We start from the raw sequence: 15,695 nt of genomic DNA on the forward strand, positions 1-15,695 counted from the left end.
CGCCCCGTGCGCGAAGCGTACCGAGACTTCGCGCCACCCGGGTATCAGCCCGATCAGACAGGAATCCGACCGATGAAGATTCGTCCCATGAAGCGTCCGATCGCCCGCTCGCTGCTGCTGGCGCTCGCGCTCGGTGCCGCCGTCGGCGTGCAGGCCCAGGACACCATGACCGAGGTGCAGGTCCGCAGCGCGCTGGAGGCGCAGGGGTACTCGCAGGTCAGCGACATCAAGTTCGAGCACGGCCTGTGGTCGGCCGACGTGCGCAGCGCCGACGGCAGCGAGCTCGACGTCCATGTCGATCCCGCCAGCGGCGAGGTCTATCCCGACAATGCCGTCGCCAACATCACCGCCAACGAGGTGCAGGCACAGCTGTCGGCGGCGGGCTATACCCATATCGAGGATGTCGAGTTCGACGACGGCATCTGGAAGGCCGAAGCCCGCAACCCGCAAGGGCAGAAAATGAATCTGCGGCTGGCGCCGACCGACGGTCGCATCCTGCACGAGCGGGCAGACTGAGCATCGCGTTCGCGCCTTCGGGACCCATCCGACGACGCCCGGCCGATGCCGGGCGTCGTCGTGTTCGAACTGTGCGGACCGACGGGGCATCGTCATGGACCGATGACGCGCCACGCCAGTGCAGGACCGCAGCCATCGCCTCGTGCAAGCACGCGGGAAGAAGGCCTGGCGTCGACGTGCGGACGCGCGCCGCGCGGCCACGCTCACCGACGCTCGACCCCGCGCCTGCGACGCTGGCGGTCCCGACCCATTCCGCATCGCGCCCATGTCCGAGACCGAAGCTGCCGACCTTTTCGATGAAGCCTGGACCCGCGTCGCGGCCACCGCCGAGCGCATCGGCACTCATCCCGACGTGCTCAAGGTGCTGCATTACCCCAAGCAGACGGTCGCGGCCAACCTGCTGATCCGTTGCGACGATGCATCGCTGGCGGCGTTCAAGGCCTGGCGCTGCCGGTACAACGACGCGCTCGGCCCGACCAAGGGCGGCATTCGCTTCCACCCCGGCAGCAGCATGCGCGAGGTCATGGCGCTGTCGCTGTGGATGACGCTCAAGTGCGCACTGGTCGACATTCCCTACGGCGGCGGCAAGGGGGCGGTGTGCGTGGACCCGAAGAACCTGTCCGACACCGAGCGCCAGCGACTGGCGCACGCCTATACCCGCGCCTTCGCCGACGTCATCGGCCCGGATCGCGATATTCCGGCGCCCGACGTGGCGACCGACGAGCGGGTGATGGCGTGGATCGCCGACGAGTACGCGCGCCTGTGCCGGGTGCCCGAGCCGGCCGTGGTGACCGGCAAACCGGTGGCCTATGGCGGCATCGAGGGTCGTACCGGTGCGACCGGCGCCGGAGGGCAACTCGTGCTGGAAACGCTGGCCCAGTCGCTCGGCCTGCCGCAACGCTGGCGGGTGGCGGTGCACGGCTTCGGCAATGCCGGCGGCGAGATCGCCGAGCGCCTGCATGCGCGTGGGCATCGCATCGTGGCGGCCGGCGACCGGGGCGGCGCGGTGCTGAGCGCGGGCGGCCTGGATGTGCCGGCACTGCGCGACGCCAAGCGTCGCCACGGCAGCGTGCGCGCCGCCGAGGTGGAGGGCGTGCGCCGGCGCCGCGACGGCGATGCCGTGCTCGGCGTGGATTGCGACGTGCTGGTGCTGGCCGCGATGCAGGACACGTTGACCGGCGACAATGCCGGCGATGTCCGTGCGCGCGTCGTGCTCGAACTCGCCAACGGACCGACCACCCCCGCGGCCGACCGCACGCTCGCCGCGGCCGGCGTCGCGGTGATCCCGGACCTGCTCGCGAATGCGGGTGGCGTGGTGGTGTCCTATTGCGAGTGGCTGCAGAACCGCAGCCGCGAACGCTGGACCGCCGAGCGGGTCCGCGAGCGCCTGGAGGCGGTCATGCGGTCGGCCGCCGGACGCACGCTGGCGGCGAGCGAGGCGGAAGGATTGACCCTGCGCGACGCCGCCCACGCGCTGGCATTGCGCCGGCTGGAGGCGGCCATCCTGGCGACGGCACCGGTATCGCCATCGGACCATGCCGAGGCGCCCGGTCGCCGCGGTCGCGCGAAACGACGTTGATCGAGGCCGTCGCGGCAGCCGCTGCCGCGCGATCAGCGCCGCGTGCCGCGCATCCGCAGCCGGACGGTCTGCAGGCCGAGCACGAGGGCCACCGCCAGGGCCGCCCATCCCGCCACGGCCACCTGTCCACGACCCGCCAGCGCCACGGTCACGCCGATCAATCCCCACGCCGCTGCTGCCGCGTAGGCCGCATCGCCGCGCATGCGGCGATGGACCGCCAGCACGAACACGGCGATAGCCGCCAGCAGCGCCAGGTTCCCGCCCAGCGCCACCTCGCCGGGCGGCATCGCGCCCGCACCGATGAGCGCCTGGCCGATGTTGAGGAACGCGGCCACCGACAGCCAGCCCGCATGCAGGGCGAGGGCGGTGCGGGTCCAGAGATCGGCCCCGCCCCGCGCTGCGACCGCTGCGGCCCAGAGCAGCGATGCGAGCGCGAGCAGGATCAGCGCCACGCAGATCCACAGCCATTCCTGTGCGTAGGCGGGCATCCACAGGGTGGTGCACGCGAAGCCGATCGCCGCGGCCGGCGCGATGCGCGCCAGCAACGCATCGTGCCGACGCGTGCCGGTGATCTGGCGGAGCGCGTAGACGATGTCGAGCAGGAAGATCAGGCTCCAGATCGAGAACGCGTAGCCGGCCGGCTGCAGTAGCAGCGGGTAGCGCGACGAGATCTCGGCCTGGTCCGGCCCGAAGGCGCCGGTCTGGGAAAGCCAGCCGACGATGGGCATGGCCAGGGCAGCGAGCAGCATGAGCAGGCGCATCGGTCGGTCCAGGAAAAACGGGTCGCCATCGTCTCGGGACCTGCGCGTGGACGTGGTGAAGGACCGGCGCTGCAGTGGCGTACCGGTTCACCCCCGGCGCGCACTGCGCCCGAGCGTGCCGGGTCCGAACGGTCGTATGCCGGTTCGGGGTCGCGGGGCCGGGCATCGGGGGACGACGTCGCGGGTCGCGCATGATCGACGCCGCGGCCCGCCGCTGCCCGGCGTATCGGGCAGCAGACGGCTCGCGCTCACCTAACGCGCGACGCGCCCGGTCAACGGAGCCAGGCTGCGCCGATGGCCAGCGCGACCAATACCAGGCAGGCGACCGCGGCGATGCGACGGGTATGGCGGTGCATCATCGGCCTGACCTCATTCGTGTGACCTCATGGGTGTGCCCTCGCTCGTGTGCGCTCATCGGTCTGTCGTCGCTCTCGTGCCCTCGCCGGCATGCGCCCGCCGGCGTGGCGTCAGACCATGTCGAACCGTTCGACATACAGGTTGCGTGCGGGGATGCCGCGGTCCAGCAGGACGGGTTCGACCGCATCCGCCATCGGGGGCGGACCGCAGACCCACGCCATCAGGCCCTCGATGTCGTCGGGCAGGTGGCGCGCCAGCAGATCCGCATCGAGATGGCCGGACTCGCCATCCCAGTCGTCGGGTGGGGACTCCAGCACGTGCACCAGGGTCAACGGCAGCTCGCGCGCGAGCGCTTCCAGCTCGTCCCGGGCGATGACGCTGTCCCAGTCGCTGCTGGCATAGAACAGCCAGACCGGTTCGTGCGCGCCGCGCTGGCGGGCGGTGCGCAGCATCGACAGGAACGGCGTGATGCCGACCCCGCCGGCCACGAAGATCGCGCCGCGCGGCGCGAAACCGGGATGCCAGGTGAAGACGCCGTAGGGCCCTTCCAGCCAGGCGCGCGTCCCGGTCTCGAGGTGTTTGAGGCTGCAGGTGAAGTCGCCGGCCGCCTTGATCGTGAACGCCAGTTCGGTGTCTCCGGCCGCCGAGGTCATCGAGAACGGGTGCTGTTGCAGCGTCCAAGGGGTCTCGCCCAGCGTCAGCCAGGCGAACTGGCCGGGCACGAAGGCCATGCCGGCATGACCGTCCGGCCGCAGCCGCAGCGTGGTCGCGGCGTCGCGCTCCGCCGTCACGCCGACCACGGTCCAGGGACGCCGGCGCGCACGTTTCGGACGGACCAGCCGGCTCTCGACGATCAACCACAGGCTGGCGCCGACCAGCATCAGCAGCGTGGCCTTCTTCCAAAGCGGCGCGGTGTAATGATCGACCATCAGCGCATGGCCAAGGCCCAGGCTCACCACGAACAGCGCCAGCACGCCGTGCAGCAGGCGCCAGCGCTCGTAGTCGAGTCCGAAGCGCAGGCGCCAGAGGGAAGTGACCAACAGCAGGGTCGTGGCCGCCAGGACCGCCCACAGCGACAGCGCGCGCAGCAGCTGGTCGCGCGGGTCCAGATAGGCCAGCAATGCGGGATCGGCGGCGAACATGGTCAGCGGATGCGCCAGCACCAGCGCCCAGGCGAACTCGCCCGCACGTCGGTGGAAGCGCAACAGATCGTCCTGGGCGAACCCGCGCGCGAACCAGCGCTGCCGCCCCGAGATCACCGATTGCGCCGCCAGCATGCCCAGGCCGAGGAATCCCAGCATCGCGGCGACCTCCTGCAGGCGCGTGCGGAACGCCGGCGCCTCGCCGCCGATCGCGACCAGCACCGGCAACAGCGCCAGCACCATGTAGGCCAGCAGCCATGCCGACGCACGCAGCCATCCGAGATTCATGGCGTGCGCTCCGGGGCCGGCGTGCGCCGCGCGCTCCGCCGCAGCCCTTGCCACAGCAGCCACAGCGCGCCAATCAGATACGGAATGCAGCTCGGCACCCACATCAGGATGCCGGCCAGTTGCTGGTCGGCCAGCGGGGCCAGACCGATGTCCGGTGCGCGCGCGGCGTAGACGGGATACAGGGCACGTGGCGCGAACGTCAGCAATGCGCCCAGGAAGCCCATCTGCATCATCACCGCCAGCAATGCGACCACGCCGCCGCCGGCCCCGGTCTGCGGCTCGCGCAGGCGACGCCAGGCCGCAGACCAGAACCACACGCCGGCGAGCAGGAACGAGCTGTGCATCAGGTGATGCAGCGCTTCATGGGCGAGCACCGCCTCGAGTGCGCCCGGCAGGTGCCAGGCCCACATCACCGCGCTGTGCGCGATCGCCGCCGGCGCCAGCCAGTCCGACACCCGCGACAACGGCCGATGCAGTGCGGCGTGCAACGCACCCGACCAACGCCGCGGCAGCGCGTATGCCACGACCGCGAACGGCTTGCCGGCCAGCACCAGCGGCGGCACCACCGCCAGCAGCGCCATGTGCTGGGCCATGTGCGCGGCCAGCGACCACGCACCGAACGCGTCCAGCGGCCAGATGGTCGCCAACGCCATGACCGCCATCCCCGACCAGAACGCGAGCACGCCGCCCGGGCCCACGCCGCGCCCGTATCCCGCCTGCCGCCACAGCCGGCGCAGGCCCACGGCGTACAGCAAGGCCAGCAATCCGAAGGGCACGAGCACCATCGGCGACAGCGTCCAGGCCTCGGCGAGCGCGGGCGGATGTGCGTGGTCGGCGTGCGCGTGCGCGGCAGCTGGCAGCATGGCCAGCGCCACGGTCGCGAGGCATCGGGGGCGGATCGACATGTCGCGACGCTAGCAGGGCGGGTGCAGCGTCCGTGTCGACGTGGAGGCGTGAACCCGGGAATTTCGTCGCCCGCCCTCCACAAGGAACGGCCAGCAGCGGCCGGGCATGGCAGCGGAGATGGCGCCTCCACACCCGCGCGGCGGCCGGTCGTCTACGGTGTCCTGCCGGGTGCAGAGATACTCTGACGCCTGCGGATGTGTGGGCGACCGCGCGCCTGCCGCGCGGCTCGACCGATGCACGGACACGGACGGCGACACGGCTTCGCCGCGGATCACGAGGGTGTTGGAGATCGCATGTACTTCTGGCTCAAGTTCTTCCACATCGCCGCGATGGCCGTCTGGTTCACCGGCCTGTTCTTTCTGCCGCGGCTGTTCGTGTCCCATCAGCGCGGCAGCGCCGACGGCACCGAGCGCTTCTTCAACCCGGTCGCCAACACCCTGTTCTTCTGGATCATGACCCCGGCGGCGATCGTCACCATCGCGCTCGGCCTGATCCTGATCGCCTGGATTCCCTCCGGCGCGTGGCTGGTGCTCAAGCTGATGGTCGTCGCTGTCGCCGTGCTGTTCCACCTCTACTTCGGGCTGCTGCTGTACGAGCTGGGCAAGGGCAACGACCGCCACGGCCCGCTGTTCTATCGCGTCCTCGGCTGGGTGCCGCTGGTGCTGCTGCTCGCCATCGCCGCCCTCACCGCGGGCAAGTTGCAGACAGTGGGAGACCTGCCGCCGCCGCCGGTGCATGCGTCACCATAACTAGTGTTTGAATGATCGATACTCGATCCCGTGGACCGAGGCTTCGGGGCCAGGCGTGAGCAGCTGTGGGACGCAAGGTGGGGCGGTCCAGGCGCGAATCGGTCCCTGCGTCGTCCACAGCAGGCGTTGCCCGGCCGAGGTGGCTGTAGGTGCGAAAGGTGAAACCGGGATCAGGGTGCCCTTTCTATGTCGAAGTGCACCCTGACCCCTGTTCCGGCGTCACGATGTCATTTCTCGGAGATTCTCCGAACGCGCGTTTGTACTCGCGATGAAACTGGGACACGCTTCCGTAGCCGACCGTGTAGGCCACCTGAGCAATGTTGCCGGGATGCTCGGCAAGCAGGGAGCGCGCCTCCAGCAGCCGCATCTGCTTCTGGTATTGCAGCGGCGTCATCGAGGTCAGCGCCTTGAAATGCTGGTAGAACGATGCTGGGCTCATCGCGGCTGCCGCAGCAAGCGTCTCCATCCGGATCGGTTGCTGATAGTGCTGCCGTAAGGCGTGCACGGCTTCGAGTACGCGCCGAACGGCACCTTTGGCAAACACCAGGCCACGCACGTCCTGTGCCTGCGGGCCGGAAAGCATCCAGTAGCAGAGTTCGCGCAGGATCAGCGGCTGGATGGCCGCAATGGCTTCCGGTTTCTTCGCAAGCGCAAGCAGCCGGGTCAGGCAATCCATGACCTCCGCCGGGCAGTCATACACGAAGATTCCGCCGCCTCTGCCCGGCGATATCGCCGGCGGCGGCGATGTCATCGTGTCCGCCGCATCACGCATTGGCGCGAAATCGAGCTCCAGGGCAAGCCCCAGGTATGGTTCGGCCGGGCTGGCGCGCGTGACACTGGCAAATGCGGGCACGTCGATGCCGACCACCAATGCCTGGCCATCGGCATACCGGAAGACGCGCTCGCCAACGGACACCTGCTTGGTCCCCTGGATCGCGATGGCTAGCACTGGCTTATAGAGCACCTGCATCGGCAGGGACTGGTTCTCGGAGCGGATGACGGTCAGGCCCGGCAACACGGTTCTCGCCACACCGTCCTTGCCCGGATGATCCCTCAGCGCCGCTTCCACGGAACGCTTTAACGCGGTGAACATGATCGTCTCCTCTACCGGGCACAACGGCCGAGGAGGCCCAAGCGCGGACGTGTCGATCCAGCATAGGTCAGATCTGGAAGATTGTGCATCCAACGCAGGGATTTGGGCACGACTGCCCGGGCGTGTGTCCCTAATCTGCGGCGAAATGCCGAGCCTTCGGCGCCATAGCGAGAAACGGAACCCATGAAGCTCTACGACGGTGGCGTGTCCCCCAACCCTTTCACAGTCCGCTTGTTCATCGCCGAGAGAGGAGGCTTGTCCCTGGAGGTAGAGGCCGTCGATCTGTTGAACCTGGCAAATCGTAGCGAGCCATACCTCTCGGTCAACCCGCGTGGCGAGGTCCCGGCCCTGCGGTTGGATGACGGTACCGTGCTGACCGAGATCACCGCGATCTGCGAGTATCTCGATGAGGTCGCGGCCACCGGGCCGAGCCTGGTTGGCCAGACCGCCGAGCAGCGCGCGGCCACGCGGATGTGGACGCGACGAGTGGATCTGGAGGCCGCACAACGATTCATCGATTGGTGGCGTGGCAGCGAGGATGCCGACGCGTTCTATCGCGGCCATCGGGTGACGCAATCGGCAGGTCGCGAGGCAAACCGGCGCATCGCCGAGCAGGGGTTCGGCCGCCTGGACCAGGACCTTGCGGGCCGTAGCTTCTTCTTCGGCGAGCGTCCAGGCCTGGCGGACATCCTCCTGTTTGCGTTCATGTTCACCATGAAGGATGCGATTCCGTGGTTGAACCCGCCGGACCGGACGAACGTCGCCGGCTGGTTCACGCGCATGAGCGAAAGGCCATCGGTTTCTGCCGCCCAGCAGCCCGTGCGCCTCATCCACGCCAGTGCCGGCGGCTCGGGCGCATGACCATGGCCACCATTGGGACCGGCGATTCGGCGGCTATCGAGCAAACGCTGCGAGCGGCGGCCGCTGATGTGGAGGCCGGTGACGTCGATCGCCTGATGGCGTTGTTCGATGAGGGTAACGATGTCTTCCTTTTCGACTACTCGCCGCCTCGCCTCACGACGCTGGCGCAGCTCAGGCAGAACTTTGCTGCCTCGCTCGACGATATCGACGAGGCGATGACCTGCGACTACCGAGAGATCCACACGCAGATCCTCGCGCCTGATGCGGCCTGGTCCTGGGCGATCATGCACGTCGCCTTCCGCACCAGAAACGGCCAGGCGGTCGACCTTGTTGTCCGCGTCACGGACATTTGGCGCAAGCGCGAGGGACACTGGCGCGTCGTCCACGAGCACGCCTCGTTCCCGGTCGACATCGCCACCGGCGTGGCTGACCTACAGTCGACAAGCTGAGAAAGCGGCGGCCGGGCCCGGTGCGGCGGCTACTCCGCAGGCGGCTGCTCGTCGCTTGCATGCACATGCGGATTGCCCTCGCCGTACACGCCGATGCCGTGGCGGAAGCTGAGTGTGCCGCCCAGCCAGCCGGCGCTCATCACCAGCAGCATCAACATGCCCGACTGCAGCAGGCCCCACGGCCACACCGCGGCGACCGGGTCGGGTGCGCGCAGCCACACACCCAGCCCGGCCATGGCGAGCACCATCACCGCGACGATGAAATGGTTCCAGGCCGAGACGTGTCGGCGCACCACCTTGATCAGGAACATGTCGGCGGTGCCGACGACGCCGGCCAGCACACCGAAGGCCAGGCCGACGACGTTCATCCAGTACGCGGTCTGCGCCCAGAACGGCTGCCCCAGCCAGAGCGTGAGGATGTCGGCCGGGAACACCAGGCTCAGCAGCGCGATGGGATAGACCACCAGCATCGGGTGCAGCGGATGCTTGGCGATCGCCACCCGACTGCGCACGGTGTGGCTGGTGGTGTCGGGCCGGGGTTGTTCGAGAGTCTTTCGCATCAGGCGCAGGGCGGCAGCATGAGGACGGGCACGGTGGTGAAGGTCACCGCGATGAGGGCGAGCACGGCGGCGAGGCCGGCGACGGCCGAGACGAACCGGTGCCGCCGTTCTGTCGCATCGGACTGTGGCCGCCGACGAAGTGGGTGCCATGCACGCCACGCCTGCAGGCCGAGGGCGGCGATGCCGGCGTAGGCCAGCAGCGTGAAGGCGATCAACAGCCAGGTGGCGAGCTCGGCACCGGCGAAGCGCTCGCGCAAGACATGTTCAGCGCAGGCCACGCCCTGCAGGCTGTAGACGGCGACGAAATGCAGCGCCCACACCGTCAGCGGCGCGGCGATGCCGATCAGCCGGAAGGGCAGCGGCGGCGCCATCAGATCACCCTCGGAAACATGTGGATCACGATCCAGGCGACGATGCCGATGCCGACGGTGTAGCGCCACAGGCCGGTGGCGATGCGGGCTTCCAGGGGGCGGGCGGCATCCACGTAACCGGCGCGCGCGCGTGCCGCGACGAAGCCGGACACCAGTACCGCCACGACCACGTGCACCAGGTGGAAGCCGACCAGCGTCCACACCACCGAGGCGTAGGCGTGGGCCTGCGGCGGCCCGACGGGATCGGCCAGCGCGCTCACATGCACGATCGCCATGACGGCACCGAGTGCGGCGGTCGCCAGCAGTGCGGGCACGGCGGACGTGCCGCGCCGCAACGCGCGTCCGGCCCACCAGGTGGCGGCGCCTTGCGCCGCGAGCAGCGTCAGCGCCGCCAGCGGCAGGCCGAGCGGACCGATCGTCATGCCTTCGGGCGGCCACGCCGGCGTGCCCAGCCAGAGATAGAAGTACGCGAACACCAGCGACGCGAACAGCGAGCCGTCGATCAGCAGCGCGATCACCAGCGCCCACCAACCCGGCGCGTTGCGCGCGCCGTACTGCGTCGGCAGGACGCGGCCGTCGCCGATGTCGAGCGCGCGCGGCGCGTGGCGGTCGCCGGTGGTCCACAACCAGGCGCCGAACAGGCCGAGCAGTGGCAACACCAGCAGGGCCGCGCCCCAGTAGACCTTGCCGATGAAGCAGGCGAGCAGGGCGGCGATGTTGAGCGCCGCCAGCAGGGGCCACCAGGTGGAGGTGGACACGCGGATCACCTGCTCGGGCTCGGCGCCGAGCAGGCCGGTGCCGAGGACTTCGCGGCGACCGTCGCGGGGATCGCCGAGCAGGCCGTCGGCGCGCGCGCTGTCGTCGGCCAGCGCCGGCGTGGTCCACAACGGATAGCGGTCGTCGACCTTCGGTACGGAGGCGAAGTTGTATTGCGGGACCGGCCACGCGAGCGCCCACTCCATGGTGCCGGCGTCCCACGGATTGCGCTGGCGGGCACGATGTCCGTGGCGGAACGACAATGCCACGTCGATCAGGATCGCCACCATGCCCACGGCGAGCACGAAACCGGCCGCCGTCGACAGCAGGTTGAGCCAGTGCACATTGAGGTCGAGCGGGTAGGTGTAGACCCGTCGCGGCAGGCCGAGCAGGCCGGTCAGGTGCATCGGCAGGAAGGCGAGATTGAAGCCGATGAACACCATCCAGAACGCGGTGCGGCCGATGCTCTCCGACGGCATCCGGCCGCTGACCAGCGGCAGCCAGTAGTACAGACCGGCGAACATCGGAAACATCAGCCCGCCGATCAGTACGTAGTGCAGATGCGCGACCACGAAGTGGGTGTCGTGGGCCTGCCAGTCGAACGGGACGAAGGCCAGCATCACCCCGGTCAGCCCGCCCAGCACGAACACGAAGAAGAACCCGAACAGGTGCAGCATCGGCAGACGGAAGACCGGTCGTCCCGCCCACAGCGTGGCGATCCAGGCGAAGGTCTGGATGCCCATCGGGATCGCCACCGCCATGCTCGCCGCGCTGAAGAACGCCAGCGCCAGCAGCGGGATGCCGACGGTGAACATGTGGTGCACCCACAGCCCGAAGCTGAGGAAGCCGGTGCCGACCAGCGCCAGCACGATCCAGGTGTAGCCGACGACAGGCCGGCGCGCGAACGTCGCCACCAGCATCGAGATCACGCCCGAGGCCGGCAGGAAGATGATGTAGACCTCCGGGTGCCCGAACAGCCAGAACAGGTGCTGCCACAGCAGCGGATCGCCGCCACGGGCGACCTCGAAGAACGCGAAGTCGAACGCGCGCTGGATCTCCAGCAGGATGCTGGCCAGGATCAGCGGCGGGAAGCCGAACGCGATCATGAAGGCCATCACCAGGATCGCCCAGCAGAACAACGGGATGCGCTGCAGGCTCATGCCCGGCGCGCGGGTGATCAGGATCGCGACGATGAGTTCCACCGCCGCGGTGACCGCGGCGATCTCGGCGAACGTCACCCCGATCAGCCAGAAGTCCGCGCCCAGCCCCGGGGAATACGTCGCATCGGTGAGCGGCACGTACATGAACCAGCCGCCGTCCGGTGCGGCGCCGAACAGGAAGCTGGAGTACAGGAACAACCCGCCGAACAGGTAGCACCACCAGCCGAACGCCGACATCCGCGGGAACGGCAGGTCGCGCGCGCCGAGCATCTTCGGCACCAGGTACATCGCGAAGCCTTCCATGATCGGCACCGCGAACAGGAACATCATCGTGGTGCCGTGCATGGTCACGAACTGGTTGTAGCGCTCGGGATCGAGCACCTCCAGGCCGGGCCAGGCCAGTTGCAGGCGGATGAACATCGACAGCATCCCGCCGACCAGCAGGAAGGCGAAGCCGGTCAGGATGAAACGCAGTGCGATGGTGCTGTGGTTGACCGCGGTGAGCTGGCCGATCAGTCCAGGCGCGTTGCCCCAGATGCGCGCCAGCGCCTGCAGGCGGCGGCGGTTCTCGGTCTCGTCGATGTGGCCGGGGCCCTGGGCGGCGGAGGTCATGGGCCCGTCTCCACGTCGGTTGCCGATGGCACGACATCCGGCTCGCGCGCGGCGTCGGATCCCATGCCGACGGCATGCCTGGCACGCGTGCGCGCGCGCAGTGCATCGGCAGCATTGCCAGCGCGTGCACCTGCACCGGACCCATCGCCACGTCCGGTGTCGGTGGCATCGGCGTCTCCACCGCCGTCGCGCCAGGCGAGCCACGCATCGGGCGGCATGACATCCACCGCGAAGATCATATGGGTGTGTTCGAGCCCGCAGAACTCCGCACATTGGCCGCGCATCGGTCGCCCGCCGTCGTCGTCCACGCGGAGCCGCAGGACGTTGACGCGGCCGGGGACGGCATCGATCTTGCCGCCGAGGCGCGGAATCCAGAAGCTGTGCACCACGTCCTCGCTGTGGATCCGGAACTCCACCATCTCGCCACGCGGCAGGTGCAGGGTGGTGCCGCTGCGGGCACGTACGGCGCCGTCGGCGTCGAGGTAGCGGAAGTCCCATTCCCACTGACGCGCGAACACGTCGATCACATGTTCCGGCTGCACGCCGACGCCGGTGACGCGGGCACTGATCCAGGTGCCCCACGCGAGCAGGCCGACCAGCACGGTGGTCGGCAGCACCAGCCCGCCGACCACGATCAATCGAACCGGCTGCGACAGCGCACGCGTATTGCGGCCGCGAAACAGCGCCCAGCACACGAAGACCATCACCAGCAGCCAGACCGATCCGAACAGCCCGGCCATCAACCACCAGGTCTGTGCGATCGCTTCCGCGGACGGGCCGGCGGGATCGAGCGTGGATTGCGGACCACGCGTACAACCGACGGACACGAACACCGCAGCGCATGCGGTCAAGAAAATGCGATGGCTGCGCCGCATGGCTGTCCGATCGTCCTCAGCAGGTCCCCGCGCCGTCGGATGAGGACGCGGTACAACGCTAAAGGGCGACGCGGGCAGACGATGTGAATGCGGCGATCACGTGCCTGTATCGGACGCCCGGAATCGTCCGCGGGCCGATGATCACCGCGAGGAATGGCCACGGACTCGGGCGACAGGCGCCCTTGCTCCGGGGCGATCTGCGTCAGGCGCCGACGCGTGCGCGTACCGCGGCCACGTCGCGGACCTGGCGGATCTCGATGCAACCGGTCTTCGACCAAGCGAACCCTTCGGCGATCCGCACCGCCTCGTCCAGGCTGTCCGCCTCGATCAGGTTGAACCCGGCGAGCACTTCGCGGGTTTCCGCGAACGGGCCATCGGTGATGGTGGTGCGTCCGTCGTGCACTCGCACGCTGCGTGCGGTGGCCGGCGATTCGAGTTGCTGGAAGCCGAGCAGGGTGCCTTCGGCCCGCAGCCGGTCGGCCTTGAGCAGGCAGTCGCGCATCATGGTGTCGAATTCGCCTTCGGGCAGGGCGGCGAGCTTGTCTTCGTCGATGTACACCAGCAGGAGATACTGCATCGAGGGCGATCCGGGAACGGTGAGCGGCGAGGATAGTGCGCTTCGCGGCGTTGCGCATCCGCCATCCGATATGCCGTGCACGGGCGATGCCGGCGGCCCGAAGTATTGCGTGTCTGAGTGCGGCCAAAAAAAACGCGGCGCCGTCGGGCGCCGCGTTCTTCACCCGTCATGCAGACAGGCGGTATGGAACGAGGTGTCAGTTGGCGGCGTGCGCGCTCGCCACCGTCAGGTCGGTGTTGTCCACGCGGACCACGCCCTCGATCTCCTGGGTGATCTCGACGGCCTTGTCGGCCTGCATCTGGGTGTCGACGTTGCCCGAGAGCGCGACGACGCCATTGGTGGTCACGACGCGGATGTCGGTGCCCGCCACGTCGGAGTCGGCGACCAGGCTCGACTTCACCTTGGTGGTGATCCAGGTGTCGTTGACGGGCTGGTCGGAGTCCGCCGCCGCCATGCGATCGGTGTTGGTCGGCTCCTGATCCTGAGCCATCGCGCCACCGGCGACGAACATCAGGCCAGCGGACAGGGCGACGGCAAGAGCGGCGTTCTGGGTGCGGAAACGATTCATGGCGGTGTTGCCTCGTGCAGTGAATGTGGGACCGAGTGTTCCGCCACGACCGTTCACGACGCGTGACCGCGAACGCCCGATTCGTGAAAAAACCGGGCAAAACCGCTCACGAGCGGGAACGCAGGCTGAGCGGACACCGTTGGAAACGATTACTGACGGCACGACGGTTCGGCGAAGATTGCCCGCAGCAGCGAACGGCGAGCGATTCGCGACGGCGTGCGCGTCAGATCCGCACCATGCGTCGCATCAGATGCTCCAAGGTCGCGTCGGGGGTCGCGTGACAGCGGCCCATGTGCACGGTCGAGGTCTGCACGACCGCACTGCGTTGCGCGGTGAGCCAATGGAAGCGCGCGCGATGCGGCAGCAGGCCGATCGGCCCTGCTTCCGCGCCGCCGGCGCAGAGACGGGGAATCGCCGCCAGCGCGCGTGCGATGCCATCCACGTCCGCGCCGGGACACAGCGCCAGGAGCCGCGCGGGATCGAGTTCGATGCGGGCTTCCAGCCAGCGCAGGCGTTCGCACGACAACAGGATGCCGACGTTGATGAACTCCTCGCGCTCGACCCGCGGCACCACCCGGATCACGGCGTAGTCGTAGGTGTCAGCCCCGTGCACGGCGGATCTCCTCGACGAACGCCTCGCGGCCGTGCAGGCGACGCGTCAGCCAGGTCACGTAGGCGTCGCGTTGTGCCCGAGGTGAGCCGAACGCATCCGGCCCTTCGAGCCAGGCATCGGGCAGGGCGGCCACGATGTCGGCGATCACGGCATCGTCCAGACGCGATGCGCAGTCGGCATCCGCCGCGGCGATGTCGTCGGCCCACGGCAGCAGGACGTGATCGCGGATCAACGGAAACGCTGCGGTCGCGCGGCCGGTGTCGCCGTCCCAGCCGTGCTGGAAGTACAGCGACGCGCCATGGTCGATCAGATGCAGCCGCCGGTGCCACAGCATCAGGTTGGGATTGCGCACGGTCCGGTCGACATTGCTGACGTAGGCATCGAACCAGACGATCCGCGAGGCGAGTGCGGCATCGGGATCCCAGGCGAGCGGATCGAAGTTGATCGCACCGGGCAGGTAATCGAGCGCGAGGTTGAGGCCACCGCTGGCCTGGATCAGGTGTTGGATCTCCGGGTCGCCCTCGGTCCGCGCCAGCACCGGGTCGAGTTCGGCGAACACGAGTTCGGGCACCGGCAGCGCCAGCGTCTGCGCGATGCGCCCGGCGATCCATTCCGCGACCAAAGCCTTCGCACCCTGGCCGGCGCCGCGGAACTTGAGGACGTACATGCCGTCGTCGTCGGCTTCCACCACGGCCGGCATCGAGCCGCCCTCGCGCAGCGGCGCCACATAGCGGGTGATCTGGACGGTGCGCGATGTCATCGCCGCGCAGGATAGCGGTTCGCGTCGTCGTCGTGTCGCACGAAGGCCCGCCCTGCGGAGCGGGATCGCGCGGTCGTCGCGATACGCACGAGCGACGCGAGGCGGTGCGCGGAATTGCGGGTGCCGTCCCTGGCGGGCGGCA

The 15,695-nt window shown here is 68.9% G+C and carries 17 protein-coding genes; 5 read left to right on the top strand and 12 right to left on the bottom strand.

What is annotated here, in order from left to right; translation table 11 throughout:
- Window positions 1–72: 72 nt before the first annotated feature.
- On the top strand, window positions 73–516 hold the full coding sequence (locus RG19_RS01010) for a PepSY domain-containing protein (RefSeq protein WP_058833635.1): 444 nt from the start codon (window positions 73–75) through the stop codon (window positions 514–516).
- A 265-nt stretch (window positions 517–781) separates the two neighbouring features.
- The gene (locus RG19_RS01015) at window positions 782–2,095 is read left to right on the top strand and encodes a Glu/Leu/Phe/Val family dehydrogenase (protein WP_058836334.1); all 1,314 of its coding nucleotides are present in this window, start codon (window positions 782–784) and stop codon (window positions 2,093–2,095) included.
- A 32-nt stretch (window positions 2,096–2,127) separates the two neighbouring features.
- Here RG19_RS01015 and RG19_RS01020 read toward each other — a convergent pair whose 3' ends face one another.
- The 3 genes from RG19_RS01020 to RG19_RS01030 all read right to left on the bottom strand — a co-directional run bounded on the left by RG19_RS01020 (window position 2,128) and on the right by RG19_RS01030 (window position 5,506).
- Window positions 2,128–2,856, bottom strand: a complete 729-nt coding sequence (locus RG19_RS01020; RefSeq protein ID WP_058833636.1) for a hypothetical protein — start codon at window positions 2,854–2,856, stop codon at window positions 2,128–2,130.
- A 467-nt stretch (window positions 2,857–3,323) separates the two neighbouring features.
- Window positions 3,324–4,643: a ferredoxin reductase family protein gene (locus RG19_RS01025; protein ID WP_058836335.1), complete on the bottom strand. Its 1,320-nt coding sequence runs from the start codon at window positions 4,641–4,643 to the stop codon at window positions 3,324–3,326.
- Complete coding sequence (locus tag RG19_RS01030; RefSeq protein WP_058836336.1) at window positions 4,640–5,506, bottom strand: cytochrome c oxidase assembly protein; 867 nt, start codon at window positions 5,504–5,506, stop codon at window positions 4,640–4,642. Before RG19_RS01030 ends, RG19_RS01025 begins: the two co-directional genes overlap by 4 nt.
- Before the next feature lie 336 nt (window positions 5,507–5,842).
- On the opposite strand from RG19_RS01030, the gene RG19_RS01035 reads away from it, so the two are divergent.
- Window positions 5,843–6,298: a CopD family protein gene (locus RG19_RS01035; protein WP_058833637.1), complete on the top strand. Its 456-nt coding sequence runs from the start codon at window positions 5,843–5,845 to the stop codon at window positions 6,296–6,298.
- Between the two features lie 184 nt (window positions 6,299–6,482).
- On the opposite strand, the gene RG19_RS01040 is transcribed toward RG19_RS01035, so the two are convergent.
- Window positions 6,483–7,391 carry an AraC family transcriptional regulator gene (locus RG19_RS01040; RefSeq protein WP_157515120.1) on the bottom strand — a complete coding sequence of 303 codons (909 nt, stop codon included), beginning with the start codon at window positions 7,389–7,391 and terminating at the stop codon, window positions 6,483–6,485.
- A gap of 183 nt (window positions 7,392–7,574) precedes the next feature.
- Between RG19_RS01040 and RG19_RS01045 the strand changes: the two genes are divergently transcribed.
- Both RG19_RS01045 and RG19_RS01050 read left to right on the top strand, forming a co-directional pair.
- Complete coding sequence (locus RG19_RS01045) at window positions 7,575–8,252, top strand: glutathione S-transferase family protein (protein ID WP_058833639.1); 678 nt, start codon at window positions 7,575–7,577, stop codon at window positions 8,250–8,252.
- Window positions 8,249–8,701: a YybH family protein gene (locus RG19_RS01050; protein ID WP_058833640.1), complete on the top strand. Its 453-nt coding sequence runs from the start codon at window positions 8,249–8,251 to the stop codon at window positions 8,699–8,701. The genes RG19_RS01045 and RG19_RS01050 overlap by 4 nt, the downstream gene beginning before the upstream one ends.
- A 29-nt stretch (window positions 8,702–8,730) precedes the next feature.
- Here the strand turns inward: RG19_RS01050 and RG19_RS01055 are convergent, their stop codons facing one another.
- The 8 genes from RG19_RS01055 to RG19_RS01090 all read right to left on the bottom strand — a co-directional run bounded on the left by RG19_RS01055 (window position 8,731) and on the right by RG19_RS01090 (window position 15,553).
- Complete coding sequence (locus RG19_RS01055) at window positions 8,731–9,261, bottom strand: DUF2231 domain-containing protein (RefSeq protein WP_058833641.1); 531 nt, start codon at window positions 9,259–9,261, stop codon at window positions 8,731–8,733.
- Entirely contained in the window at window positions 9,261–9,632 is a 372-nt protein-coding gene (locus RG19_RS01060; RefSeq protein WP_058833642.1) for a hypothetical protein, read from the bottom strand. The genes RG19_RS01055 and RG19_RS01060 overlap by 1 nt, the downstream gene beginning before the upstream one ends.
- Window positions 9,632–12,160 (bottom strand): cytochrome c oxidase subunit I, encoded by a 2,529-nt coding sequence (ctaD, locus tag RG19_RS01065; RefSeq protein ID WP_157515121.1) that lies wholly within the window; start codon window positions 12,158–12,160, stop codon window positions 9,632–9,634. Before ctaD ends, RG19_RS01060 begins: the two co-directional genes overlap by 1 nt.
- The gene (locus RG19_RS01070; protein WP_238376564.1) at window positions 12,157–13,011 is read right to left on the bottom strand and encodes a cytochrome c oxidase subunit II; all 855 of its coding nucleotides are present in this window, start codon (window positions 13,009–13,011) and stop codon (window positions 12,157–12,159) included. Before RG19_RS01070 ends, ctaD begins: the two co-directional genes overlap by 4 nt.
- Window positions 13,012–13,237: 226 nt before the next feature.
- Window positions 13,238–13,612, bottom strand: coding sequence for a YciI family protein (locus tag RG19_RS01075; RefSeq protein ID WP_058833643.1), 375 nt, complete (start codon window positions 13,610–13,612; stop codon window positions 13,238–13,240).
- A gap of 196 nt (window positions 13,613–13,808) precedes the next feature.
- A complete protein-coding gene (locus RG19_RS01080; protein ID WP_058833644.1) occupies window positions 13,809–14,180 on the bottom strand; it encodes a BON domain-containing protein in 372 nt (123 codons plus the stop codon).
- Window positions 14,181–14,403: 223 nt separating this feature from the next.
- Window positions 14,404–14,793, bottom strand: coding sequence for a DUF3037 domain-containing protein (locus RG19_RS01085; protein WP_058833645.1), 390 nt, complete (start codon window positions 14,791–14,793; stop codon window positions 14,404–14,406).
- On the bottom strand, window positions 14,780–15,553 hold the full coding sequence (locus RG19_RS01090) for a HipA family kinase (protein WP_058833646.1): 774 nt from the start codon (window positions 15,551–15,553) through the stop codon (window positions 14,780–14,782). Before RG19_RS01090 ends, RG19_RS01085 begins: the two co-directional genes overlap by 14 nt.
- Window positions 15,554–15,695 lie beyond the last annotated feature (142 nt).

This window comes from Luteimonas abyssi (assembly GCF_001482195.1).
In the GTDB taxonomy this organism is placed as follows: domain Bacteria; phylum Pseudomonadota; class Gammaproteobacteria; order Xanthomonadales; family Xanthomonadaceae; genus Luteimonas; species Luteimonas abyssi.